The following is a 24,006-nucleotide window of genomic DNA, read 5'->3' as shown; positions in this document are numbered from 1 at the left end:
AACGGAGACCTTGCATGGCAGCGTTCGTCGCTCATCCGGCTGTCCTGTTCGTGGTGCTGCTTGTGCTCTTCATCGGAGCCGTCGCGTTCGGCGCTCGCGTACTACGGCGCATAGTCGTCCTTCCGGAGGACGACCGCGAGGATTTCAACATTGTCCAGACCGCGACGTTGACGTTGCTGGCGCTGCTCGTCGGCTTCAGCCTTTCGATGGCGGTCGGCCGCTATGACCAGCGCAAGAATCTCGAAGAAGGCGAAGCCAACGCGATAGGAACGGAATACGCGCGCGCCGATCTCGCCGATGCGGCCATCGCCGCGAAGATCAAGGCCGGCCTGATTCGCTATACGGAGCTGAGACTGGCCGACTTCCGGACACGAGACCCGCAGGAACTCGAACGCATCGGCCGCGAGACGGCGGCGCTTCAATCCGAGTTGTGGCAACTCGCGACGCAGGTCGCGCATGAGCAACCGACACCGATCGGCGCGCTGGTCGTCGCAGGGATGAACGACGTGCTGAACTCACAGGATTATTCCGAGGCTGCGCGGATCAATCACATACCGCTCGGCGCGTGGTTTCTGATGATCCTCATCGCGCTCTTTGCTTGTGTCGTGCAGGGCTATGGCACCAGGGGGACGCTGCGCAAAGGCCTGCTGATTGCGATCCTCCCCGTGACGGTTGCGCTGTCGCTCGCGCTGATCTCGGACATCGATAGTCCACGCGGTGGAATCATCCACGTGCAGCCGCAGGATCTGGCCAGACTGCAGCGGTCTCTGGCGAAATGACGCATGCGCTTTTTTTCAACATGCTTCCTTGCCGCGATAGTGCCGCCATAGCTTCATGATCGATCCGTAAGCAAGTGCAGCGATGATCAGCGGAATCGCCACGTTATACGGAACGAAAACATCACTGACTTCGCGCGAGCCAATGCCTTGGGCAATGCTCGCCTGTGCAAACGCTTCACTATCTGGTATCAGGCCAGATTCGCGAGTACAGCGCATGGCCAGAACGAAAAGGCCGATAAAGAGAGTGACCTTGAACAGCGTGCAGGTGAGCGTTGCGCTAAGTGATGACCTTTCTCGCGGGACATCCTGCTGCGCCGCATTTCTGCCCTGATACCACTGCCATAGCTTCATGATCGCAACATAAGCCGCTACAGCTACGATCAACCAGATCGACACGAATACCGGCAGGGAGATAGCATCGGCTTCGCGCAAGCCAAGGCCGTTGGCGACGCTCAACCATCTAAGCTCCGCGCTCTTTGGCAATGGGTCATCTTCGCCAACAAAGCGCCCCGACAGAACCAGCAGGCCGACAAAGAGCGCGACTTTGAACAGCGCGCGGGCGAGTTCTGCCATATATGATGACCTTTCTATTAGGCCATCCTGCTGCGCGGCTTTTCTGCCCTGATATTGCCGCCATAGCCTCATGATCGTCACATAGGCGATCACCGTCACGATCAGATCGATAGACACGCAAACCCAAAAATACAGGTCCTCAGGGTCGCGGATGCCGAGCCAGTCCGAAGCAGAAATCCATGCTCGCGTTTCGGCTGGTGTCCATTCATGGGACAGTGGGATATAACGAACTGAAAGAAGGAATAACCCGATAAACAGCGCGACTTCGAATAGCCTACGGACAACAGTTCTCATGCGTGACGACTCCTTTCATGGGGTACCTCTCTGCGCGGTCCTTCTGTCGAGATACCGGCCCCATTGCTTCACGATCCATCTATGAGCAAACACAGCGATGATTAGCGAAATCGCCAGGTAAAGCGGAATGCAAACATCACTGGGTTCGCGCAAGCCAAGGCTTTGGGCAATGCTCAACGATCCGAGCGCCTCACTATCCGGTGTCAGGCCAGACTCGCGAGTACAGCGCTCGACCAGAAGGAAAAGGCCGATAAAGAGAGCGACCTTGAATAGCCTACGGGCGAGTACTGCAATACGTGATGATCTTTCTAACGGGCTATCCTGCTGCGCGGCTTTTCTGCCCTGATACCACCGCCACAGCTTCATGATCGATCTATAAGCGAATGCAGCGATAGTCAGCGATATCGTCACGTAAACCGGAACGTAGACATCGCTGGCTTCGCGCAAGCCAAGGCCTCGGGCAATGCTCAACCATCTAAGCGCCTCACTATCTGGCATCGGCAGATTGCGGCCGATAAAACGCACGAATAAAAGGAACAGGCCGATAAAGAGCGCGACCTTGAATAGCCTACGGACAAGTGTTGCCATAGGTGATGACCTCAATTGTTCCGTATGCGTTGATACTCGAATTACCGGCGGGGATCGTCGTTGTGCGCAGCAGCGCGTTGCGGATTCTAAGAAAATCTGTGCGGCTCGGCAGAGTAATGCAGCCGTAGGAAACTCCGTCGCCACCGGCCGGATGTAGACGGAACTGGCCGCGCTGGACACCATTGATCCAGGTAAAGTCGTCGACCTGTCCGTCATCCCGATACAGCGCGAACCATTCCGAATGGTAAGACGGCTTGCCTCTGAGTACGTTGTAAGTATCTTTAAAGTTGGCAATACGCTGTGAGGCCCAACCACCCGTAGGTCGATCGACAATCCAGTAACGGCCCGCCGGAAGTGGCCCATTATCGGGAACCATTGTGCAGCCGCCCCGATTCCGATAGATGCCGTCACCGGAAAATGCATCGAATGTACCGAGGCCATCAATCGTGAGTGGTGACACGAATTTGTTCTCGACCAGAAATTTGCCCCTAACAGCCATCGTCACCCCCGCTCACCCACGCTCATTCCACGAATCCGTGTACTTGATATTCCCATCAAGGTAATGCCACGTGATCCGTTCATACATCATGGACACAGACTCAACGTGATTAAGCTGGGATGCCTGCGCGAGTTTCGTATTAGTCATGCCGGAATTGATGCCGCACACCTTTACGCCTTCGAGCAGCATCACGAAGTACATCTCCTCTTTTCCCGCATCGTTGATGCGATACCACTTGATCTCGGCCGATTGCAGCGTTTGACCCTTCGCCACGGCTTTGTAGAGATAAGGCGTCGCCGCATCAAAGTCCTTTTCGAACGCAATTGGCGAGTGCGTACGCGCGCCGGTGATCTTGCCGGTCGCACCATCAACCGGAAGATTCACACCGTGGCTGAAGCTGATAACTTCAATGCTTCCTTCGCGATCCTGCACGGTCGACGAGCCTTTGATGTCTGCGCCGCCATCGTCTTTAAGCCACATATGTGCGGGTATCGGCATATCGACAACGCCTCCTTGGCAAGCTTGATGTAAGACAGGCGATCCTATCCGAGGTTATTCGGATTCGCAATTATTGAGATTGCACTATCCGGCAGTCATCCTGAGTACATGAGTTCCTTGCGAACTCTGATGAGCAATTAGCTTCGGCACCTAACGGCCCATTTCAAAGTGGTGTACTCCAACGAGCACTCACACTCGGTTGTCCGACCTTTGGGACTTCGCCCAAAATGTACAAGTACTAAATACGAGATGACTTTTGCCATATAGAATCATCTGGTCGTTGGGAAACATCCAACGGCCAGGTTTAGCAGCCTGCATCTGTACCCGTACTCCCACTCAGGTGGGAGTACGTCTGTCGCTGCACGTCTATACTTCCACGGGCGGGCTATGGCAGGGGAGCCGCAAGGCTCGCCGGTTTGGTACAGATCCGGTCTGCTAACCCTGTCATGTGCCCGCCCACCCCTTTCCCAAAAAAAGCGAGTGAGCAGGCGATTCATGAAGCAACAGGGAGAAGATCGCACCATGACCAAGTCCGTCAAAAAGCAAACGGCTTCACGCCCCCCCGTCGACGCAGTCCAGTACGAAAAGCTTGCGCTTTCCGCATTCGACTTATGCGATCGGGAAGTGAATCAACTGGATACGCTGATCACACTGATGTCGGCGATATGCCGCAACCCCGCGATCACTCGCGACGAAAGACACAATCAGAAAAAGCTCACCGAATTGCTGCTGGACACTGCGGAGCAATACCGGCGGGATCTCGAATGCGACCGTGAGCTATACCAGGTCATCGCGCTCGACGCGAAGGGCATCGCACAGACCCGACTCACAGCCAGCCACGCGGCCAAGCTGCTCGCCGAAGCATCACAAGAGGCCGCGGCAGCAAGGCAAGCAAAAACGCGCGTCGCTAGCACGAACACTGTGCAGTAACCAGCGACGGCATTGCACCAGGCAAGCAGGCAAACAGATCAGCACGTTGGCCAAGTCGTTCCAGTAGAAGGAACTGTCCGCGGTTTCGTAGATTGGCGGCGCGCTTGCGATGGTGTTTCGTCCGTCACAATTCGCCGATAGCATCACGGTCGCTCTGAAGACAAAAGCCGGCACGAGCTAATACTCGTGTCGGCTTTTGTCGTTGTCGAGCGTGCGACGCGCGGCTTCATTCACGCGTCACTGTTCACGATTTGTAATAAAAACGCGATGTCGTTTAACATTTTCATTCGAAAATTTAACAATCAGACTCGCCAATTACAAACCAATATGTTTTGGTTCATACAAAAAACCCGCTTTCTAAATTTTTTCTGAATTTGTCAACTTTTTGTGTAGACAATTGTTACATACCTATGCGACAGTGCAGGCGCAATGTCAATGATGAATTGCGCCATTTACATGGGGACTCGCCGAAGCCGTTTCGGCATCTACTCGTAGTGGCTTACGAACAAGAACTTGGCCCGCCCCGGAAGATAGCCGAATACCTGCGGGGTGATACTGCATACCCGCCTTGGGACCCTACACGCAAGGCGCTCTGGCTTACCGGGAACGGCACGCATGAACATTTTCCAGCGAGAAGGCGCGGTACACCCGCCCACTGAAAGAGTGTTTGTGGCATCCACTCAGCATAAAACGCCGAACGGCAACGACGCTTGTCTACATCATGGTCCTTCGTGAATAACGGCGTCCGATCGTTCTAATCAGAACGATCGTTCCTTTCAGAAAAATTTTCCGATTTAATTCGGGCGATTATTCGCCGGAAAATGGAATTGTCTGTTAATTCCATTTTCGTATTCCATTGCTATCAGCATTTGGGATTGGAATAACTCGCCCGCTGTTTTATCGGCTAATTGCACTCATCGTGCACTCATCGATTAATCAACGAACGGAGCAACGTCCGGGGATCGGCTCGTCCGTACGCAGCAGTTCGCGTCGACGAAGCCGCGGGGGCCTAAGGCGTTTCTCCTAACAAATTCAGCGGAAGGCAAAGCATGAACAGGTCATTCAGGACGGTGTGGAACGAGGCGCTCGGGGCGTGGGTGGCGGCATCGGAGATCGATCGCGCGCGGGGTAAGCGGGTGTCGTCGGTAAGTGCAGCGAATGGTGCGGACGTGGCAGGCACGGCGAAAACGGACACACGGCACGGCAATCATGTTTCGGCGAGTGCGATCGCAGCGGCGGCCGTGCTGGTTTTCGGCGCGGCGCTGTTGCCGGGTTACGCGCACGCGCAGATCGCCAACGGCGATCCGGGCGGTGCGGCAGCGACCGCAACTGCGCCGGGGGATACGGCGGTCGGATCGGGTGCCGCAGCAACCGGCGCCACGTCGACCGCGATCGGCAATGCAACGGTCGCGACGGGGGACAACTCGACCGCACTCGGCAGCAATTCGACCGCGAGCGGCCTCGATTCGACGGCGATCGGCAAGTTGGCGACGGCGGTGGGCTCGGGGTCCGTCGCGCTTGGCAATCAGGCCGAAGTGACATCGGGTGGGGCAGGCGGCCTTGCGCTCGGCAGCGGCACACTGTCCGGCGGTGGCTCCGCGGTCGCCATCGGTACGAACAGTGGCGCAACAGGCACCCAGTCGATTGCCATCGGCGCGGGCGGGGGTGTTGGCGGTGTGCCGGGTTCGGGTGCAAGTGCTTCAGGCAATAACTCGATTGCGATCGGCGCGGGCGCGGTGGGCACCGTCAATGGCACCGTGTCATCCGCCGCGAACTCCATCGCGATCGGCCTGGCCACCACTGCGGCGGCGGCGAGTGCGGTCGCTTTCGGTCCGAATTCCCAGGCGCTCGCCGCGTCGACGCTTGCCTTCGGCGACACCAACGTCGTTCAGGCTGCGGCCGGCGCCGGCTCGATGGCGGGCGGCCAAAACTCGCAGGTGATCAGCGGCACGGGCGCGGTCGCGCTCGGCCAGGGGCAGGTCGCGGCCGGCAACGGCGCGGTGGCGATCGGCGATCCGAACACCGCGATCGGCACCGGCGCGGTCGCGATGGGCGCGAACAACATCGCTTCCGGCGACGGCACCACGAACACCGCCGCGGCTAACGCAGCCAACGGCGCGATCGCGATCGGCAACTCGAACACGGCGGTGGGTCAGGGGTCGGTTGCGCTCGGCAATGCATCGACGGCGGGCACTGCGGGCGCGGTCGCGATCGGCAATACGGCGGCCGTGCAGGCTGCCGGCACGAATTCGATTGCGATTGGGTCGGGGGCGTTGTCGGCTCAGGCCACTAGCGTCGCAATCGGCAGTAGCGCGTCGAATCAGGGTTCCGTTAACAATCCAAATCAGGTCGCAATCGGTACGTCGGCCGCTACCGGCGGAGCCGGTGCGATTGCCATCGGTGCGAACGCTTCAGCGCTCTTTTCGAACTCGATTGTGGTCGGCTCGTCGGCTTCGGTGACCAACTCGTACGCGGTGGCCATCGGGACGGGGTTCATCGGCGGGGGCGCGACTGCCGGGGCCGACTCCGTCGCCATCGGCAGCGGCGGCGGCGGCCCGGGAGGCAACGCGGCGCAAGCAACTGGAACCCGGGCGGTCGCTATCGGGGCAAGCACGATTGCCAGCAGCCAGAACTCGACTGCCATCGGCTTCGGTGCCACCGCTGCTGGTGGCTTCGGTTCGGTCGCAGTCGGCGATAACACGAAGACCGGCACAATTGGTGCAAACGTGTCAGTGGGCCTCTCGAACTTGACCAACGCTGCCACCAGCGCCAGTACCGCAGTCGCAATCGGAGGCAGCAACACCGTGACTGGCGACGGCGCACTTGCGGTAGGCAAGTCGAACACCGCCTTCGGCAACGGCGCGGTCGCGCTCGGCGATCCGAGCTTCGCGAGCGGTACGGGCGCGTTCACCGGCGGCGCGAACAACATCGCCAACAGCGACGGCACGCAGACGGCCGTCCTTGGGAACGAGGCCAATGGCGCAGTCGCGATCGGTAACGGCAATACAGCGGTCGGCCAGGGCTCGGTCGCGCTCGGCAACGCGTCAACCGCAGGCAACGCGGGCTCGGTTGCGCTCGGCGACACGGCGGTCGTGGCGACCGCCGCGACCCAAGGCGTCGCGCTTGGCTCGGGCGCGCAGGCCACCGTGGCCAACGGCGTGGCGCTGGGCGCGAACTCGGTGACGAGAGCAGCGGACACTGGCACCTTCGTGATTACCGGCAGCGCGACGACGGCAGCAGGCACCACTCCCACGGGCGTGGTGTCGGTGGGCGGCGTGGGCACCGAGCGGCAGATCCAGAACGTCGCCGCGGGTGTCTTGTCGGCCACGTCGACGGACGCGGTGAACGGCTCGCAACTCTTCGCGACGAACTCAGCGGTGACGACCCTCAGCAATACGGTCGCGGCCGATGCGATTCACTATCTGAGCGTGAACGACGGCGGCACGCAGGCCGCCAACTTCACTAACAACGGCGCTGGTTTCGCGGGCTCGATTGCACTGGGGCCCGCGGCGTCGTCGGCCGGTCCCAACAGCGTGGCGATCGGCAATGGTGCACAGAATCAAGGCGCCGGTCTTTTTTCGAATCAGATCGCAATCGGCACGTCGGCCATATCCAACAATCCCGGTGCGATTGCCATCGGCGGGAGCGCTTCGTCGCCGTTTATCGGCGCCATCGCGGTCGGGCAGGCGGCATCTGCGGGCAACGGGTATGCAGTCGCGATCGGCGGGGGCGCTACGGCTTTCGGCGGAGCGCTTGCGGCAACCAGCAACTCCATCGCGATCGGTGGTGGCGGTGGCAACGTTGCGACTGGCACCCCGGCGCATGCCACCGCAGTCCGGGCGATCGCCATCGGCACAAACACAGTCGCAGCCCAGCAGAGCGCGGTCGCCCTCGGCTACGGCGCGACCACCGCCGATGCCGGCGATGTCGCACTCGGCTCGGCATCGGTGACGGCGGCGCCGCACACCGGCACCTTCGTGATCGCCGGCAGCACGACGGCGGCCGGTACAGCTGGCACAAGCGTGGTGTCGGTGGGCGGCGTGGGCACCGAGCGGCAAATCCAGAACGTCGGCGCAGGCGTGTTGTCGGCCACGTCGACCGATGCCGTCAACGGTTCGCAGCTATTCGCGACGAACTCGGCGGTGACGACGCTCAGCAGCACGATCGCCGCCGATGCGATGCACTACCTGAGCATCAACGACGGTGGCACGCAGGGCACCAACTTCGCGAACAACGGCGCGACCGGTGTGAATGCGATTGCGATCGGGGTGGGCGCGTCTTCGGCTACGACGAGCAGCGTGGCAATCGGCAATAGCGCCGTTAGCAACGGTGCTGGGGGAACGGGTGAGGTTTCCATCGGCGCTTCAGCCCAAACCACCATTGCGCTGGCCACCGCCATTGGTTCGAATGCGTCGGCGACGGGCTCGAGCGCCACGGCGCTCGGCAGCAAGGCGGCGGCGACCAACCAGTATGCGGTCGCAATCGGGGGCGGTCCGACGACCGCGAGTGGCGCGAGCGCGTCGGGCATCGGCGCTATCGCCATCGGTGGCGGAGCGGCGGCGAGCATGATCGCCGGGGCGCCGGCCGCCGCTTCCGGCACGCATGCGATCGCGATCGGTCAGGGCGCGACGTCCAATTTCACGCAAGCGCTTGCATTGGGGAACAAGGCGGTAATCGGCAGCGCGTCTTCGACAGCGATCGGCGACACCGCAAGTACGGGCGCGACCGGCGTGAACGTCGCCGTCGGCAACCTCAGTTCGGCCACGGCCGCCACCGGTGCGGGCGGGGCGGTGGCGATCGGACGTTCGAGCACGGCCTTCGGCGACGGCGCGGTCGCGCTCGGCGATCCGAGCTTCGCGAGCGGCACCGGCGCGTTCGTTGGCGGCGCGAACAACATCGCCAATAGCGACGGCACGCAGACCGCCACCATCAACAACGAGGCCAACGGCGCGGTCGCGATTGGTAACGGCAATACGGCAATCGGCCAGGGATCGGTTGCGCTGGGCAATACGTCGCAGGCCAATACGGCGGGCGCCGTCGCGTTGGGCGATACAGCGGTGGTTCAGGCTGCCGCGACGAACGGCGTCGCGCTGGGTTCCGGCTCGGTCGCCAGCGTCGCCAATAGCGTGGCGCTCGGCGCCGGCTCGCAGACGACGGCCGCCGTGCCGAACCCGGGTGTCACGCTGAACAGCGTCAACTACGCGTTTGCAGGCGCGGTGCCCGCGGGTGTCGTCAGCGTCGGCTCGGCAGGTGCGGAACGCCAGATTCAGAACGTCGCGGCGGGCCAACTGGGCGCAGGCAGCACCGATGCCGTCAACGGTTCGCAACTCTTCGCGACTAACCAGGCGGTGACGGCACTCAGCAGCACGATCTCCGGCGATGCGCTGCACTACCTGAGCATCAACGATGGCGGCACTCAAGGCACCAACTTCGCCAACGACGGCGCGACGGGTGCGAATGCGATTGCGTTGGGACCGAACGCATCGTCGGTCGGCGTGAGCAGCGTGGCGATCGGCGATGGCGCGGTCAATCAGGTGGCTGGCGCGGGTCAGGTTGCAATCGGCCAGGCGGCGGTGACGAGTCAAGCCGGCGCGGTGGCCCTCGGTTCGGGCGCACAAGCCACCGTGGCCAACAGCGTCGCGCTGGGCGCGAACTCGGTGACGACAGCGCCGGACACCGGCACCTTCGTGATCGCCGGCGCCGCGACGACGGCAGCGGGTACCGGCGGCACGAGCGTCGTGTCGGTGGGCGCGCCGGGCGCCGAGCGGCAAATCCAGAACGTCGGCGCGGGCGTGCTGTCGGCCACGTCGACGGATGCGGTCAACGGCTCGCAACTGTTCGCGACGAACACCGCTGTGACGAACCTCGGCGCCACGATCAACAACCTCGGCACCACCGTCACGAACTTCGCGCCGCAGATCACCAACAATTCGCTGGAGCTGACGAACATCAACAACGGCGCGGGCATCAAGTACTTCCACGCCGATTCGACGGCCGCCGATAGCGTGGCGAGCGGCGTCGACAGCGTCGCGATCGGACCGCTCGCGGTGGCCTCGGGCGATGACAGCTTCGCGGGCGGCAACGGCGCGCAGGCGAGCGTTGCGAACGCGGTGGCGATCGGCGCGCAGGCGAACGTGTCGGTAGCGGGTGGCATCGCGATTGGCTCCGGGTCGGTCTCGGATCGTCCGATTGCTGGCGGCACCGGCACCGTTGCAGGTAGCGGCAGCCATGCGGTGACGTTCAACACCAGCGATGAAACGCTGGGCGGCGCGGTGTCGTTCGGTATCGCCGGCAGCATGTACCGGCAGTTGACCAACGTTGCCGACGGCACGCAGGCCAACGATGCCGTGACGGTCCGTCAGCTCACCGGCGCGCTGCAGTCGTTCGCGGTCACCGATCAGTTGTATTTCCACGCGAACTCGACGGAGGCCGACTCTCTGGCTGTCGGTGCGAATTCGGTCGCGGTCGGTCCGAACACGGTGGTCAATGGGGATAACGGCGTCGGCATCGGCAATGGCGCGATCGTCGGGCAAACGGCGCCTGGCGGCATTGCTTTAGGTGAGGCCGCGCAGTCGGGGCAGGCCGATGCGATTGCGCTCGGCAGCGGTTCGTCCGCGAGCGGCGCGCAGTCGATCGCGCAGGGCGCCAATGCGAGCGCGACCAATGTCGGCGCGGTCGCGGTCGGCTCGGGCGCGATCAGCGGCGGCGTCGATTCGGTTGCGCTCGGTGCGGGTGCGAACGCGGCCAGCGACGGCGCGATTGCAGTGGGCTCGGCAGCAAGCAGCACGGCCGTCAACGCGCTCGCGTTCGGCCCCGGCGCCACCGCATCGTTCGCGAACAGCATTGCGCTCGGCTCGGGTTCGGCGACGACGGTCGGCGCATTGACTAACTACACCGCGTATGGACTCACTGCGCCGCAGACGTCGGCGGGTGAATTCAACATCGGCAACCGTCAGATCACCGGCGTCGCGGCGGGTAAGGCCGGCACCGATGCGGTCAACGTGTCGCAGCTCGACGCAGTCGCCACCGAGCTGACGACGCTGATCCAGAACAGCACCGGCGGCAGTGGCGGTAGCGGCGGCAGCGGCCCGTTCTCGTCGAATCCGACCGGCAGCACCGGCAGTTCGACGGGGCCGACGACGACCGGCTCGAATTCGTCGGCGGGCGGCACCAACGCGGCGGCGACGGGCGCGGGCAGCTCGGCGGTCGGTAACGATTCGATGGCAAGCGGCACCGGCTCGACGGCGGTCGGCACGGGCGCGACGTCGACCGGCAGCGGCTCGGTCGCGATCGGCAACGGCAGTAACGATGGCGGGCGCAACCAGGTCGTGTCGGTCGGTACGGCGACCGATACGCGTCAGGTCACCAACGTCGCGGCCGGCACCGAGGCGACCGATGCGGTCAACGTCCAGCAGTTGCAGAGCAGCGTGGCCAACACGCTGTCGCAGGCCAACAGCTACACGGACAACCAGATCAACGGCTTGCGCAACGAGGTGCAGTCGGACCGGCGCGACTCGGATGGCGGTGTTGCGACCGCGATGGCGGTGGCCGGTCTGCCGCAGCCGTCGGGACCGGGCAAGAGCATGGTGTCGCTGGCGGGCAGTGTGTATCGCGGACAGTCGGGGCAGGCGCTGGGTATCTCGACGATCTCGGAGAACAACCACTGGGTCTATAAGGCGGCGGTGTCGACCAATACGCGCGGCACGTATGGCGCGGTGGTGGGTGCCGGGTATCAGTGGTAACCGCGAGATAAGCGCGAGTGATAAGCGCGCAGTGACAACTGTGAATGATCGGCGCGAGCACTTATCGCGCAGCGAAAAACGCGCGGCGGTAAGCGCGTGACCGAAGGCCGGACGAACGTGGCGCGACACGCGGCCCGTTCGTTCGCTCCCAACGCAACGACATGATTTTGTGGACCAACTGAATATGAAAATTCAATCGATGGCGGCGCTCGGCGCCGCGCTCATCAGCGTGCTCGCGACGGCGGGCTGCATGATCGGCCCGAGCGATACGGCGTTTCCGTCGCTCGACTACGCAACGACGCCGCAAGGCAGCTATCCGAATCGCGATAATCTGCACACGGTCGCGCAAGGTCAGACGAAGAGCCAGGTGCTCGATCTGATCGGGCCGCCGCATTTCCAGGAGGGCGTGTTCCATGTGCGCGTGTGGAACTACCTGTTCCACTTCGCCGGCTCGCCGAAGGCCTGCCAGTATCAGGTCGTGTTCGACAGCGACGGCAAGGTCACGAAGACGGCGTGGAAAGAGAGTGATTGCGCAGAACTGGCGATGGGGAAATCGCAGAGCATGGGGAGCGCGGAGTAAGGGGGGAGGCGGGCGGTCGTCGGGGCCCGCGCTACAACTCCGGCCGCGCCAGATCGCTCGCGACGATATGTTCGCCGTACACCTCGGCGGCCGCGACCGCTTCGAGGCGTGTCGCGTGCGGGCCGAGTTCCGGCGCGCCGTCGAAGGGAAACAGCACGCGGCCGTCGGTCTTGCGCACGACCTTCAACACGCCATAGAAACGCCGGTAGCCGGCCATCTTGGCGGCCGCTGAAATCTCGAAGTCGTCCTCCGACGTACCGGGGATGCTGGGAATAAACGCAGGCTTGCTCATCGTTGAAAACATCGGCTGTTCATTGAACCGGCGGGCTCGAAAGAGAGCATCGTGGCCGGTTGCTCGCGCAACGCAATCGCGCGGGGGAAACGCGAATTGTCTCAAATCCGCGTGCGATGCGTCGGCACGCTTCGGTTGATGCATGTATCCGCCTGCGCTCTACCGCGATGCTGACCGACGACTGTGACGTCAGCGCGAAAACGTCTAATGATTACGGTAGGTTTCGGTTGCCCTTGATTTAAAAGACAAAAATCGTGACTTGGCGGAGCTTGCCGGTGATCGGGGTCTATAATGCGCGAATCTTCGCTACCCGATCCTTCCGTCATGAGCCGGTTACTTTGCCTGATCGTGCTTTCGCTCGGATTCGCGCAAACCGCCGCGGCCGACGAAACCACCGACCGAATTTCTGCGTATCTGATGCAGAAATTCGGCGTGGCAAAGGACAAAGCTCAAAAGATCTCCGACGCGGTGCAAGCGTCCGCCTCCAAGTACTCGCTGCCGCCCGCGCTGCTGCTGTCCATCATCTCGATCGAATCCCGCTTCAAGGAAAAGGCCCGCGGCCCCAACGGCGCGACCGGGCTGATGCAGGTCGTGCCGCAGGCGCATCGCGGGCTGCTGCGCAACGTCAAGGATCTGACCGATCCGGATGCGAACATCGAAGCGGGCTCGGCGATCCTGTACGGCTACATGCGCTCGGCCAACGGCGATATGAATGCGGCGCTGAAGAGTTACGGCGGGTCGTTTGCGTATGCGCGCAAGGTGAGCCTGCGCGTCGAGGATTTCGCTGGTGTCGCTCCGCCGCAGGACAACGCGCCGCATGCGGATGGGCAGGCCGCATCGTGCGAGGCCGATCGCTGCGCCGGCACGAATCAATGGGCCGATGCGTTCACCGTGCCGGCGGGCGGCGTGCCCGTGGCAAGCGGGGCAGTGGCGGCGTCTTCCGCCGCGGCATCGGGTTCGGGTTTGAGTTCGGCTGTGAACCCGGCTTCGGCCACCAGCGCCGCGCGCACTGCATCGAACTGATTTCGAGCGCGCGCGTCTTTATCACGGACGGTTCGCACGCCACGCTCTCCACTCTGCGCTTCCCGCCGGATCATTTTCGTGTGAGGCACGGTAAGGTGGTGTCGCGCGAAGGCTGCACGCTTTTTACGCGCGTCACGTTGCCCGCTCTACAATGCATTTCCATTCGCGCTGATTCAGCGCTTCTTGCAAGCCATCATGCAGATCCCGTTTTCCAGAACCACCGCCGCGGCCCTGTTCGGCCTGCTGGCGCTCGCCGCATGCAGCAGCACGCCGCAACCGAAGCTCACCCAGGAAATGTTCGAAACCGGCGCGAGCCCGTATGCGCGCAATTTCAATTCGAGCACGACCGATAGCTGCGAAGCCGCGCGCCGCGCATTGCTGAGCCAGGGCTATCTGACGACGATGGCGCGACCCGACACCGTCGACGGCACGAAAAATTTCCAGCCGACTGGCGATACCCATGTGGTCGTCGAATTTCATGTCGTCTGCACGCCGGGCGAAGAGGCGGCCGATACCAGCATCGTCTATGTGAACGCGGTGCAAAACGGCTTCGCGTTGAAGAAAAGCGATACGTCGGCGAGCGTCGGGTTGAGCGTGCTCGGTTCGCTGTCGCTGCCGATCCGCTCGAACAGCGACGCGATGGTGAAGATATCGAGCGAGACGATTCCGTCGGGCAAGTTCTACGACCGGTTCTTCGGACTCGTCGATCACTATTTACAGACGGTGGTGCGTACGCAGCCGGTCACGACTAGCCCGATCGAAACGAGTCTGCTGCCGGTGCCCGTGACAGCGCCGACGCCCGTGGTGGTGCCTGAGCCGGTGCCGATGATTCCACCGCCCGCGGTTCAGAAGATGTCGATGCCCGCGGCGGCGCCGCTGACGCTTACGATTCCAGCGCCGGTTCAGGCGCCGGCTGCTGCGGCTGTTCCGGCTGCGGCGTCTGCCACTGCCGCTGTTCAGCTAACAGCGCCTGCTGCGGTGCAAATACCGACGCCAGCGCTCACGCAGGCATCGTCGCCGGCTCCTGCTCCGGTAGCGACATCCGAGGCAACCGCGTTAACGACGACGCCAACGCCCGCCACACAGATCACGACATCGGCTAAGGCTTCGCTCACGATACCGCTGCCCATTCAGACAACGACTCCTGTCACCGCTCTTCAAGTAGCAACGCCACCCACGGTGGCTCAAGCCACAACGACAACGCCGCCGGTTAACGTGACGACGAACGTGACCACGCCGACTCCCGCACAGATCACCATGTCCGCACCGGCTATTCAACCGGTGGTTGACCCCATCGCCCACGCAGCAGCCACCTCACCCGCGAGCAGCCCAACCCTCGCACCGTAAATACCCACGCAGCGCGTCACCAGATCAAGGCTGATCAATCTCCGATCAGCCTTGAATTCAGGCGCTGGCCGGTATTTATCCTATGGTTTTAAATTCGTCCGTATACATACGTAGTAATAGTTAACAAGGGTTAACCCGTTCTGTGGATAACCTGCAAATGTCCCGCCGCGTCAACGTCATACGGAAACCATAACCCTGCGGACCACGTCTGTAGAAAAACTACATAGGCGGGATAACTGTGTAAGCGGGTTAACCGGCTTCGTGCTTATCAAGATTCCGCGCACAGGCTGTTCGTCGTGCTATCCCGACGTTGTTAAGAGGCCATTGTGGATAACCTGGCCCTCGCAACGCTTTTCCCCATGCGGCCGAGCGCACGATTCGCGCGATGCGAAGCGCTCGTTTTCGCACATACGCTCGCCCGCCGGACGCGCACATTGAGATCGCGGTACGAAGATTGCGAGCTTTCTTTTTGCAAACGCAACTGTTGCTATTTCGTCAAAACCTTTTAGCCAAAGACCAATCAGGCATAGAGTTAAAGTGTTTTATGAGGTTCTTGGTGCAGTGCGGGGGGATGTATGAAACGCAGATCAGCACGACAGCTAGTCCATCTTCTCTCGGACCTTCGGCATGCGCGTGATTGCAGTGCGTTACGCGCGGCCGCGACCAATCGGGCGATAGCGCTGGCCGCCGCCGAAGCCGACGAGGACGCCAGCGCAAGCGAAGATGACAACTCCGAAGCCACGCGCGACCCTCATCAGGACAAGCTGTTCCGGAGCCGGTCATGAGATCCGCGAGCGAACGGTCGTTGCGGTTTCTGGTCGAGAAATGGCTGTCGCCGGCGCCGTGCGAGCCGGTTCACGTGACGGAGTTCAGCCGCACGCGCACGCGCGGCCGGCGTTACGTGCGGGTCGAGACATCATCAGCGGGAGAGGGCGGTCGCGGTCTGTTCTTCTTTCGTCACGACGACGGTTGCTGGTGTGTGTTTCCGCCGACTGGCGATACACCGGATCTGATCGCGCATCCGCGCGCGGCTTAGTTCAGGAAGTCTGGGTCAGGAAGTCTGCGGCACCTGTTCTTCCCGGCTGCGCCGCCAGCCCGGCAGCACCTGACACACGATCAACCCCGCGAGCATCAGCGCGCAACCGAACAGCGCGCGACCCGTCAGCGTTTCACCGAGCACGAGCCAGCCCGCGAACGCCGCGAACACACCCTCCATGCTGAAAATCACGGCCGCGTGCGACGGCGCCGCATAGCGCTGCGCGACCACCTGAATCGTGTACGCGACGCCGACCGATAACGCCCCGCCATACGCGATCGTCGGCGCAGCGCGCGCGATCACCGCCGCGCTCACCGGTTCGATCGCGAGCCCGATCACGACGCACACGAGCCCGCAGGTCACGAACTGCACGAGTGCGAGCATCAGCGTGTCGTGGCGCGCGGCGAAACGTCCGACCAGCATCATCTGCGCGGAAATCACCAGCGCGCCGGCCAGCTGATACCAGTCGCCATACAGCATCGAGAAATGCTCGTCGACGCTCAGAAAATACATGCCGACTGCCGCGAGCAGTGCGCCGAGCCACGTGCCGAGGCCGGTTTTGTGCCGGAACAGCACGCCGAGCAGCGGCACGATCACCACGTACAGCGAACTGATAAAGCCCGCGTTGGCGATCTTCGTGTATTGCAGGCCGATCTGCTGCAACGAAATCGATACGGACAGCACGACGCCAAGCAGCGCGCCGGCACCGAGCAGTTCACGAGCGCCGCCGGGTTCGCGCTTCGTCAGCTCGGCGAGCGCGGAGCGGCGTACGCAGACGATCATCGTCAGCACGACGAGCGCGCCGAGCAGAAAGCGCAAGCCGGTAAACAGAAACGGGCCGATCGCATCGAGACTCAGGCGCTGCGCGACGAACGCGGAGCCCCAGATCATCGCGGCGATCAGCATCAGTACATTGGCGCGCAGGTGTTGGCGGGTATCGGAATTCAAAGCGGGATTCAAAGCTTTTTAACGTTTTATGGTGAGGAAGAGGCCGGCGAGTACGGCCTGTTCGTAGTGAGCTTCGCGGCGACTGAAAAGCGCGCCGCATCGTCTCGTGGGATGCCGCGCGCAGCGCCGCTAGCAAGGCTGAAATCGTTCACACGAATCGTTGACATGATACGCGGGCATCCCCGCACTGGCAGCCAGCCCCCTGACTCGCGCGATAATCGCGCAAAGGCCGCGCGTTGGGCGCCACGTGTCCGCCGTGCATCAACTGAGGCACGAAGCGTCGGACCATGCGCCGCCCCTGCTCACCACGGGCAATCATCATGGAAGACAAAGACTGGATCGCGGGCGCTGCTAAAGCACTGGCGATCATCGAAGCATTCGACGAGGAGCACGCGCGCATGACGCCGACGATGGTCGCCGCGCGCGCCGGTCTGTCGCGCACGGCGGCGCGCCGCTATCTGCTGACGTTGCGCGAACTCGGCTACGTGGATACCGACGGCAAGCTGTTCTGGCTCGCGCCGCGCGTGCTGCGGCTCGGCCAGTCGTACCTCGATTCGGCGCGCCTGCCGCGCACGGTGCAGCCGTTCCTTCAGCGCATCACCGCGACCGTGCAGGAGACCGCGCTGGTCGCGATCCTCGATGAACACGATGTCGTGTATGTGGCGCGCAACGGCGTCAATCGGGCGATGGCGGTGGGCTTCGTGACCGGCTCGCGCGCGCCGGCGCCGTTGTCGTCGGCGGGACTCGTGCTGCTGGCGTTCCAGGCGCCCGACAGCATCGACCAGTGGCTCGCCACCTATCCGATCAAGGTTTTCACGCCGTACACGTATTCGAGCGTCGAGCGCTTGCGCGAAGTGCTCGGCGAAATCCGCCGCGATGGCTACGTTGTGACCGACCAGCAACTGGAGGTGGGCGTGCGCGGCGTCGCGGTGCCGCTGCGCGACCGGCATGGCACGGTGGTCGCGGCGATCAGCGTCAGCATGCCGATCGGCCAGGAGTCGGCGAACGCCGCGCTGCACCGGGTTCTGCCGACGCTGCAGGAGACCGCGAGCCTGCTGCGCAATCTCGTTTGACCGAGCATCGACGCGACGCGCGAGGCGTTTGAATTCGGGCTCCGTAGCGACTCAGTATTGTCCCTGGTATGGGATGCCCGATGCCTGAAAGCACAAAGAAAGCAAGCTGTCTCTCAGAAAATACATATCGGGTTTTACGCATGACAAACCGCCTACGCTTGGGTAATACTCTCCCGCGGGGAGCGCAAGGTGCCTCGAAGTTCTACCTGCTCTACCGAGTAGCGGTTTTTCATCTCACATTGATCAGTCGTCTGGTTTGGGGAACAACACATGAAAAAAGTCATCGTCTCGCTCGCAGCCGCTTCGTTCGCGCTGGTTTCCATTCAGGCTTTCGCACAAGCTTCCGACGCAGCTGCGCCGGCAGCCGCTGCTAGCGCACCGAAGAAGCATCACATCAAGCAACTGAAGACCCACGGCAAGCGCGCTCCGGTTGCCGCGGCAGCTTCGGCAGCCGGCACGAACGACAAGGGCACGACGAACTAAGTTCGTCGCCCGCTAGCCGGGCGCGCCGTACCGGTATCCGGTATCGAGCCGCTAGTCGGCCGATATGGGACGGTGCGGTCAACAGCGTTGCCAGCAAAAAGGCCAGAGCTTGTGCTCTGGCCTTTTTGCGTTTGAGGCGGGTTTTGCGCGCGTTGTTGTGTGCTTCTTTTGCGCGCGCTTGTGTGTAATCGATCAGCCCGCGAGACCTCGCCGGATCACTTCGTCCAGCAGACCATTCAGGCCATCCGGATGCGTGGCGGCGCGCGTCTTCAGTTCTTCGACCAGTTCGCCGTTGAGCTTGCACGCGAAAGCGACCAGCCCTTGCGCCTGATCGAGCTTGCGCTGTTCGCGCCGATCGATTTTCGGCTCGCCCGCGGCACCCTGGCCGCCGCGCGGCACGGACGCCTGCTTCATCGCGTTGTTCAGTTTCAGCGCCTTGTTCTTTTCAAGGTCGGTTTTTTTCATCGCCATATCAGGCCTCTGCTGGATAAATAAGCCCGCATTGTACGCAGCGCGCCGGATACCGCGCGAGCGCCGATGCCCATATCAGCCGCCGGGCTCCGATGTACCGGCGGACACGCTGTCCATCAACGCACGCATTCGCTGCCAGTGCGTGCCCTCCCAGAAGATGCGCTGGCAGACGTCGCAGGTGACGAAGCGGCTATGCCGCTGCAGCACGCCATCCGGCACGCGCGGGCCGGCTTCCTCGCGAGCGATGCGCCGTAGCGGCGCATTGCACATCAGGCATAGACGGAACGGCTGTGCGCTGCCCGCCAGATCCAGCCGATCGAATACTTCGCGCAACTGCTGGTGCGGCCGCAGCGCGCGCACGTAGCAGCCATGCGTGATGTTGCGGCGTTTCAGCAGCTCGCGGTCGCGCGTCAGTACGATGCGCTGTTGCGCGGCGGCGAGCGCTTCGATATCGGCGTCGGGATAGTGGTTGTCGTAGAGCGTGTCGAAGCCGGCTAGCCGCAGCAGCGGCGCGAGGCCGCCGAGATGTGCATCGGCGATGAAGCGCATCACGCGCAGCGGCCGTTCGCGCACGCGCAGCAGCGGCTGGATATCGAGCGCTTCGAACTTCGGATAGACGGCGATGCGCTCGCCGTCCGCGATCGGATGATTGAAGTCGACCGATTCGCCGTTCACGAGGATCAGCTCGACCTCGGTATGCGGCACGCCGAGCACTTCGATCATGTGCTTGGTCGTCGCGCCACGCGCGCACGCACAAGCGAACTCGCGCCGACGCAGCGGCCGGGCGAGAAAGTCGTTCAGCTCCTCGTAGAAGCGGAATGTCGCGGTGACCATGCCGCAGTATCGCACCGGTTTTTGTTGCATGTTGTCCTGCGCATGTCGCATGAGTGTGCTTTACTTCGGGTTCTTTAGAAGACGGAGCGATTGATGGACATCGGTTTTATCGGGCTCGGCGAAATGGGCGCCGCGATGGTTGCAAACATTCTGAAAGCTGGGCACCAGGTGCGGGTGTGGAACCGCTCGCCGGAAAAGGCCCAGCCACTGGCCGAGCTGGGCGCGCAGATCGTCGCGACGCCGGCCGAAGCGTTTGCCGGCGACGCCGTGTTTTCGATGCTCGCCGACGATGCCGCGCTGCGCGAGGTCATCACCGCATCGCTGCTCGAGCATGCGCCGCGCGGGCTGATCCACGCGAACATGGCGACGATCTCGGTGGCGCTCGCCGAGGAACTGGCGACCGCGCATGCGTCGCGCGGCGTTCACTACGTGGCCGCGCCGGTGTTCGGCCGGCCCGACGTCGCGGCCGCCGGTAAGCTGACGATCGTTGCGGGCGGCCCGGCTGAATCGATCGACCGGCTTCAGCCGTTGTTCGACGTGATCGGCCAGAAGACCTGGCGCATCGGCTCGCTGCCGCAGCAGGCGAACGTGATGAAGCTCGCCGGCAATTTCATGATCGGCGCGGCGATCGAGACGCTCGGCGAAGCGGCTGCGCTCGTCACGGGCCACGGTCTCGCGATGCAGGATTTCCTCGACGTGATCACGAGCGGGCTGTTTCCGGGGCCGGTGTATTCGGGCTACGGCAAGCTGATCGCCGATCAGCGTTTCGAACCGGCGCTGTTCAAGGCGCGGCTCGGTCTGAAGGACGTGCGCCTCGCGCTCGCCGCCGCCGATGCGGTGACGACGCCGATGCCGGTTGCGAGCGTCGTGCGTGACAGCCTGATCGAAGCGGTCGCGCATGGCGACGGCGAGAAGGATTTCGCGGTGCTGGGGCAGGTTGCCGCGCGCCGCGCTGGCCGTTGATATCGGCAAGGAAGTCTGCGCGTCGCTGCGACTGTGGCGGCGACGCGTGTTGGCGGTCGCGGTGATGTCGTTCCGCGCCGCACACTGCGGTGGTGAATCGGCAAGGCATAATAGCCGCCCGATTTCTTTTTCCTTTCGATTCCGATGACTCTGCATACCTGGTGGCTGTTCGTTGCCACCGTCTTCGTCGTTTCCGCGATTCCCGGTCCCAACATGCTGCTCGTGATGACGCATGGCGCCCAGCATGGCCTGCGCCGCGCGAGCGCGACCATGGCCGGTTGCCTGTCGGCGCTGGTGCTGATGCTGGCGGTGTCGGCGGCTGGACTCGGCGTTGTTCTCGCCGCATGGCCGACGATGTTCAACGCACTGCGCATGATCGGCGCGGCTTACCTAGTCTACCTGGGCATCAAGGCGTGGCGCGCACCGGTCGATGAGGCCGTCGCGCAAAACGTCGACGAACTCGCGGCCCGGCCCGCACGCTCGCGTTTCGCGCTGTTTCGCAACGGCTTTCTGGTCGCCAGCAGCAATCCGAAGGCGATTTTGTTCGCGGCCGCGCTGCTGCCGCAATTCATCGATGCCACGCAGCCGAAGCTGCCGCAGTTCGGCGTGCTGGTTGCCACTTTCGCGGCGATCGAGGTCAGTTGGTATCTGGTGTACGCGAGCTTCGGCACGCGGATCGGTGCGAAGCTGAAGAGCGGCAGCGTCGCGCGTATGTTCAACCGGCTGACGGGCGGCGTGTTCGTCGGTTTCGGCGCGATGATGGCGCTGGTGCGCCACTAGACGCGTCGCGGTTCAGCGGGGCGGGAAATAGGGCCACGAATGTGACCGTTGTATGTTGACAACATCGAGGGTCAACCCTAATTTGCATGTTGCAACGCACCACCCTCTTTGTTATAGTTCGTTTTGTCTCCTCCATGTCTCCTCCGATATGGATTCAGCCCGCCAACTTAGGCGGGCTTTTTTTTGCCCGCAGTTTGGCCGCGGTGCGAGTCGGTGCCGCCGTCCCTCCAGGCATTAAATTCACGCGCTTCCGAAGCTTCCAAAACAGAAAAGCCGGTCTGCGGAGACCGGCTTTCGATGGATAACGGGCAGAGCTGGCGGCGTGTCGCCGCGTCCGCGGGCTGCTACTGTGTTTAGCGCTTCAAGCCGGTATCTTCGGCCGCGCCGATCGCAAGGTTCATACACTGGATCGCCGCGCCCGATGCACCCTTACCCAGGTTGTCCAGACGCGCGACGGTCACGAAGCGCTCTTCGTTGCCGAACACGAACAGGTCGACGCGATTGGTGTCGTTGTTCGCCTGCACGTCGAAAAAGCCGTTATCGAGATTCGCGTCGGCATTGAACGGTGCGACGTGTACGAACGCTTCGCCCGCGTAGTATTCGGCGAACAGCGCCTGCACATCCTGCGGCGTCGCCTTCTTGGCCAACTGGTCCGGCGAGAAGTACGTGGTGACCGCGAGACCCTTGTAGAAAGCACCGACGATCGGCGTAAAGATAGGCGCCGATTTCAGGCCGGTATGCGCAGCCATTTCCGGCAGATGCTTGTGCGTGAGGCCGAGCGCATACGGACGCGGGCTCTTCAGCTTGTCGTCGCCGCCGGCTTCGTAGTCGGCAATCATTTTCTTGCCGCCGCCGCTGTAGCCGGTGATCGAGTACGCGTGCGCATTGAATTCCGGCGCGACAACGCCGGCTTCGACGAGCGGGCGCATCGCGAGGACGAACGCCGATGCGTGGCAGCCCGGCACGGCGATGCGTTTAGCGGTACGCAGACGCTCGCGTTGCGCGCGCGCCAGTTCGGGCAAGCCGTAGGCCCAGTCGGACGAGGTGCGGAATGCGGTGCTGGCATCGAGCAGCACGGTGTGGTCGTTTTCGACGAGCGATGCGGATTCGCGCGAAGCGACGTCCGGCAGGCACAGGAACGTGACGTCCGATGCGTTGATGAGACGACGGCGCTCGTCGAGGTCCTTGCGCTTGGCTTCTTCGATACGCAGGATTTCCACATCGGCGCGCTGCGACAGGTATTCGAAAATCTTCAGGCCGGTCGTGCCTTCCTGTCCGTCGACAAAAACTTTCGTGCTCATCTCGATCTCACTCGCTGGAAACGGGGGCGCGACGCCGCGCCTGAACCGCGTATTTTAAGACCTCGGGGCCGCCCTCGTGCAAGGCGGGGCGAAAAAACGACGATGCGCGCCGAAAGTGACACGAGCGTGACCCATAGCGGGCAGATGCGTGCCGAAGCCGTATGGTTCAGTGCAGATCGGCGGAACGGGCGGCGCGCATCAAACGTATCGATTGCGTCGACGCTACCAGGCCGACACAACGACAACAACGACAGCCGCTAGCGCCCGTAATTGACGACCAGCCGCGCGCTGCCGATCGCGGCGGTGCCGATCTCATGATCGAACATCAGCGCGGGACGTCCTTGCGCAAGACGCAAGTCGGACGAGTTCAACGCATAGACCGTGATGATGTAGCGATGCGGTTTGCCCGCCGGCGGGCACGGGCCGCCATAGCCGTCGGTATCGAAATCGTTGCGCGCTTCGACCGCGCCGAGCTTCTTCAGAAAGCCGGACGAACTCGCGTTCTCCGGCAGGCCTTGGGTGGTGGCCGGAATGCCAGCGACCGCCCAGTGCCACCAGCCGCGCCCCGGCGCATCCTCGTCGAACATCGTGACCGCGAAACCACGAGTGCCCGCCGGCGCGTCGCGCCACGTCAGTTGCGGCGAATGGTTGGCGCCCTTGCAGTCGTTCTGGTCGAAAACCTGAGCGGTTTGCACGGTGCCGCCCGCGCGCACGTTCGTGCTCGTCAGCGTGAAGGTGCCGTCGGCGAGTGCGCGAGGGCTGTGCGTGACGCCGAGCGCGAGCCCGAACATCGCGCAGATAGCGAGCGATTGACGCCGCCACGGTGAAGCCGGCGAAACAACCAGGCAACGCGGGCGCATGTGCCGGTTCTCCTGTCAGCACGCGAGGAGCGTGTCCTCGCATGGTTGTTAGCTTTGATCGTGCCCCAACTCGAATGAAGTCTAACACCAGCTCTGCGTTCGGATCATCGTG

20 protein-coding genes and 1 pseudogene are annotated in these 24,006 nt (G+C 62.8%); 11 read left to right on the top strand and 10 right to left on the bottom strand.

Annotation, left to right across the window (positions count from 1 at the left end; translation table 11 throughout):
- Positions 1-14 precede the first annotated feature (14 nt).
- Positions 15-779, top strand: coding sequence for a bestrophin-like domain (locus tag L0U82_RS17155; RefSeq protein WP_233832481.1), 765 nt, complete (start codon positions 15-17; stop codon positions 777-779).
- Positions 780-794: 15 nt separating this feature from the next.
- Here the strand turns inward: L0U82_RS17155 and L0U82_RS39865 are convergent, their stop codons facing one another.
- The 4 genes from L0U82_RS39865 to L0U82_RS17135 are packed head-to-tail and all read right to left on the bottom strand — an operon-like array spanning position 795 to position 3,231.
- Positions 795-1,646: a hypothetical protein gene (locus L0U82_RS39865; RefSeq protein ID WP_326489730.1), complete on the bottom strand. Its 852-nt coding sequence runs from the start codon at positions 1,644-1,646 to the stop codon at positions 795-797.
- A 15-nt stretch (positions 1,647-1,661) separates the two neighbouring features.
- On the bottom strand, positions 1,662-2,234 hold the full coding sequence (locus tag L0U82_RS17145) for a hypothetical protein (RefSeq protein WP_233832480.1): 573 nt from the start codon (positions 2,232-2,234) through the stop codon (positions 1,662-1,664).
- Positions 2,215-2,733, bottom strand: a complete 519-nt coding sequence (locus L0U82_RS17140; protein WP_233832479.1) for a DUF2778 domain-containing protein — start codon at positions 2,731-2,733, stop codon at positions 2,215-2,217. Before L0U82_RS17140 ends, L0U82_RS17145 begins: the two co-directional genes overlap by 20 nt.
- A gap of 12 nt (positions 2,734-2,745) precedes the next feature.
- On the bottom strand, positions 2,746-3,231 hold the full coding sequence (locus L0U82_RS17135; protein WP_233832478.1) for an Hcp family type VI secretion system effector: 486 nt from the start codon (positions 3,229-3,231) through the stop codon (positions 2,746-2,748).
- Between the two features lie 522 nt (positions 3,232-3,753).
- On the opposite strand from L0U82_RS17135, the gene L0U82_RS17130 reads away from it, so the two are divergent.
- From L0U82_RS17130 to L0U82_RS17120, 3 genes are all read left to right on the top strand, one after another.
- Positions 3,754-4,161, top strand: coding sequence for a hypothetical protein (locus tag L0U82_RS17130; RefSeq protein ID WP_233833328.1), 408 nt, complete (start codon positions 3,754-3,756; stop codon positions 4,159-4,161).
- A 1,049-nt stretch (positions 4,162-5,210) separates the two neighbouring features.
- Entirely contained in the window at positions 5,211-11,903 is a 6,693-nt protein-coding gene (locus L0U82_RS17125) for an ESPR-type extended signal peptide-containing protein (RefSeq protein WP_233832476.1), read from the top strand.
- A gap of 184 nt (positions 11,904-12,087) precedes the next feature.
- On the top strand, positions 12,088-12,483 hold the full coding sequence (locus tag L0U82_RS17120; protein ID WP_233832475.1) for an outer membrane protein assembly factor BamE: 396 nt from the start codon (positions 12,088-12,090) through the stop codon (positions 12,481-12,483).
- Between the two features lie 31 nt (positions 12,484-12,514).
- Here L0U82_RS17120 and L0U82_RS17115 read toward each other — a convergent pair whose 3' ends face one another.
- Complete coding sequence (locus L0U82_RS17115) at positions 12,515-12,775, bottom strand: DUF6723 family protein (RefSeq protein WP_233833326.1); 261 nt, start codon at positions 12,773-12,775, stop codon at positions 12,515-12,517.
- 324 nt (positions 12,776-13,099) lie between these two features.
- Between L0U82_RS17115 and L0U82_RS17110 the strand changes: the two genes are divergently transcribed.
- The 3 genes and pseudogenes from L0U82_RS17110 (at position 13,100) to L0U82_RS17100 (ending at position 16,181) form a co-directional block, all read left to right on the top strand.
- The gene (locus L0U82_RS17110) at positions 13,100-13,798 is read left to right on the top strand and encodes a lytic transglycosylase domain-containing protein (protein WP_233832473.1); all 699 of its coding nucleotides are present in this window, start codon (positions 13,100-13,102) and stop codon (positions 13,796-13,798) included.
- Between the two features lie 195 nt (positions 13,799-13,993).
- Positions 13,994-14,671, top strand: a pseudogene (locus L0U82_RS17105) (DUF2242 domain-containing protein); the annotation flags it as partial.
- 1,255 nt (positions 14,672-15,926) lie between these two features.
- Complete coding sequence (locus tag L0U82_RS17100; protein WP_233832471.1) at positions 15,927-16,181, top strand: hypothetical protein; 255 nt, start codon at positions 15,927-15,929, stop codon at positions 16,179-16,181.
- A 15-nt stretch (positions 16,182-16,196) separates the two neighbouring features.
- Here L0U82_RS17100 and L0U82_RS17095 read toward each other — a convergent pair whose 3' ends face one another.
- A complete protein-coding gene (locus L0U82_RS17095) occupies positions 16,197-17,129 on the bottom strand; it encodes a DMT family transporter (protein ID WP_233832469.1) in 933 nt (310 codons plus the stop codon).
- Between the two features lie 320 nt (positions 17,130-17,449).
- Between L0U82_RS17095 and L0U82_RS17090 the strand changes: the two genes are divergently transcribed.
- Both L0U82_RS17090 and L0U82_RS17085 read left to right on the top strand, forming a co-directional pair.
- Entirely contained in the window at positions 17,450-18,202 is a 753-nt protein-coding gene (locus tag L0U82_RS17090) for an IclR family transcriptional regulator domain-containing protein (protein WP_233832468.1), read from the top strand.
- A gap of 270 nt (positions 18,203-18,472) precedes the next feature.
- Positions 18,473-18,685: a hypothetical protein gene (locus L0U82_RS17085; protein WP_233832466.1), complete on the top strand. Its 213-nt coding sequence runs from the start codon at positions 18,473-18,475 to the stop codon at positions 18,683-18,685.
- A 192-nt stretch (positions 18,686-18,877) separates the two neighbouring features.
- On the opposite strand, the gene L0U82_RS17080 is transcribed toward L0U82_RS17085, so the two are convergent.
- Positions 18,878-19,156, bottom strand: a complete 279-nt coding sequence (locus L0U82_RS17080; protein WP_233832464.1) for a hypothetical protein — start codon at positions 19,154-19,156, stop codon at positions 18,878-18,880.
- Between the two features lie 75 nt (positions 19,157-19,231).
- Positions 19,232-19,990, bottom strand: a complete 759-nt coding sequence (locus tag L0U82_RS17075) for a Mut7-C ubiquitin/RNAse domain-containing protein (RefSeq protein ID WP_233833316.1) — start codon at positions 19,988-19,990, stop codon at positions 19,232-19,234.
- A gap of 93 nt (positions 19,991-20,083) precedes the next feature.
- Here L0U82_RS17075 and L0U82_RS17070 point away from each other — a divergent pair, with 93 nt between their 5' ends.
- Together L0U82_RS17070 and L0U82_RS17065 are read left to right on the top strand one after the other, a co-directional pair.
- The gene (locus tag L0U82_RS17070; RefSeq protein WP_233832463.1) at positions 20,084-20,953 is read left to right on the top strand and encodes an NAD(P)-dependent oxidoreductase; all 870 of its coding nucleotides are present in this window, start codon (positions 20,084-20,086) and stop codon (positions 20,951-20,953) included.
- Between the two features lie 144 nt (positions 20,954-21,097).
- Positions 21,098-21,733 carry a LysE family translocator gene (locus L0U82_RS17065; RefSeq protein ID WP_233832462.1) on the top strand — a complete coding sequence of 212 codons (636 nt, stop codon included), beginning with the start codon at positions 21,098-21,100 and terminating at the stop codon, positions 21,731-21,733.
- Positions 21,734-22,086: 353 nt separating this feature from the next.
- On the opposite strand, the gene argC is transcribed toward L0U82_RS17065, so the two are convergent.
- Positions 22,087-23,034, bottom strand: a complete 948-nt coding sequence (argC, locus tag L0U82_RS17060) for an N-acetyl-gamma-glutamyl-phosphate reductase (protein WP_233832460.1) — start codon at positions 23,032-23,034, stop codon at positions 22,087-22,089.
- Between the two features lie 257 nt (positions 23,035-23,291).
- Entirely contained in the window at positions 23,292-23,894 is a 603-nt protein-coding gene (locus tag L0U82_RS17055; protein ID WP_233832459.1) for a YbhB/YbcL family Raf kinase inhibitor-like protein, read from the bottom strand.
- Positions 23,895-24,006 lie beyond the last annotated feature (112 nt).

The sequence above is a fragment of the Paraburkholderia sp. ZP32-5 genome (assembly GCF_021390495.1).
Classification (GTDB): Bacteria; Pseudomonadota; Gammaproteobacteria; order Burkholderiales; family Burkholderiaceae; genus Paraburkholderia.
The sequence above is the reverse complement of the archived record's forward strand: the minus strand, read 5'-3'. Positions and strand labels throughout refer to the sequence as shown.

What these genes read in the sequence shown, in the direction of transcription:
- L0U82_RS17155 (WP_233832481.1), top strand. Translation starts at nt 15, where the DNA reads ATGGCAGCGTTCGTCGCTCATCCGGCTGTCCTGTTCGTGGTGCTGCTT.
- L0U82_RS39865 (WP_326489730.1), bottom strand. Translation starts at nt 1,646, where the DNA reads ATGAGAACTGTTGTCCGTAGGCTATTCGAAGTCGCGCTGTTTATCGGG.
- L0U82_RS17145 (WP_233832480.1), bottom strand. Translation starts at nt 2,234, where the DNA reads ATGGCAACACTTGTCCGTAGGCTATTCAAGGTCGCGCTCTTTATCGGC.
- L0U82_RS17140 (WP_233832479.1), bottom strand. Translation starts at nt 2,733, where the DNA reads ATGGCTGTTAGGGGCAAATTTCTGGTCGAGAACAAATTCGTGTCACCA.
- L0U82_RS17135 (WP_233832478.1), bottom strand. Translation starts at nt 3,231, where the DNA reads ATGCCGATACCCGCACATATGTGGCTTAAAGACGATGGCGGCGCAGAC.
- L0U82_RS17130 (WP_233833328.1), top strand. Translation starts at nt 3,754, where the DNA reads ATGACCAAGTCCGTCAAAAAGCAAACGGCTTCACGCCCCCCCGTCGAC.
- L0U82_RS17125 (WP_233832476.1), top strand. Translation starts at nt 5,211, where the DNA reads ATGAACAGGTCATTCAGGACGGTGTGGAACGAGGCGCTCGGGGCGTGG.
- L0U82_RS17120 (WP_233832475.1), top strand. Translation starts at nt 12,088, where the DNA reads ATGAAAATTCAATCGATGGCGGCGCTCGGCGCCGCGCTCATCAGCGTG.
- L0U82_RS17115 (WP_233833326.1), bottom strand. Translation starts at nt 12,775, where the DNA reads ATGAGCAAGCCTGCGTTTATTCCCAGCATCCCCGGTACGTCGGAGGAC.
- L0U82_RS17110 (WP_233832473.1), top strand. Translation starts at nt 13,100, where the DNA reads ATGAGCCGGTTACTTTGCCTGATCGTGCTTTCGCTCGGATTCGCGCAA.
- L0U82_RS17100 (WP_233832471.1), top strand. Translation starts at nt 15,927, where the DNA reads ATGAGATCCGCGAGCGAACGGTCGTTGCGGTTTCTGGTCGAGAAATGG.
- L0U82_RS17090 (WP_233832468.1), top strand. Translation starts at nt 17,450, where the DNA reads ATGGAAGACAAAGACTGGATCGCGGGCGCTGCTAAAGCACTGGCGATC.
- L0U82_RS17085 (WP_233832466.1), top strand. Translation starts at nt 18,473, where the DNA reads ATGAAAAAAGTCATCGTCTCGCTCGCAGCCGCTTCGTTCGCGCTGGTT.
- L0U82_RS17080 (WP_233832464.1), bottom strand. Translation starts at nt 19,156, where the DNA reads ATGGCGATGAAAAAAACCGACCTTGAAAAGAACAAGGCGCTGAAACTG.
- L0U82_RS17075 (WP_233833316.1), bottom strand. Translation starts at nt 19,990, where the DNA reads ATGGTCACCGCGACATTCCGCTTCTACGAGGAGCTGAACGACTTTCTC.
- L0U82_RS17070 (WP_233832463.1), top strand. Translation starts at nt 20,084, where the DNA reads ATGGACATCGGTTTTATCGGGCTCGGCGAAATGGGCGCCGCGATGGTT.
- L0U82_RS17065 (WP_233832462.1), top strand. Translation starts at nt 21,098, where the DNA reads ATGACTCTGCATACCTGGTGGCTGTTCGTTGCCACCGTCTTCGTCGTT.
- argC (WP_233832460.1), bottom strand. Translation starts at nt 23,034, where the DNA reads ATGAGCACGAAAGTTTTTGTCGACGGACAGGAAGGCACGACCGGCCTG.
- L0U82_RS17055 (WP_233832459.1), bottom strand. Translation starts at nt 23,894, where the DNA reads ATGCGCCCGCGTTGCCTGGTTGTTTCGCCGGCTTCACCGTGGCGGCGT.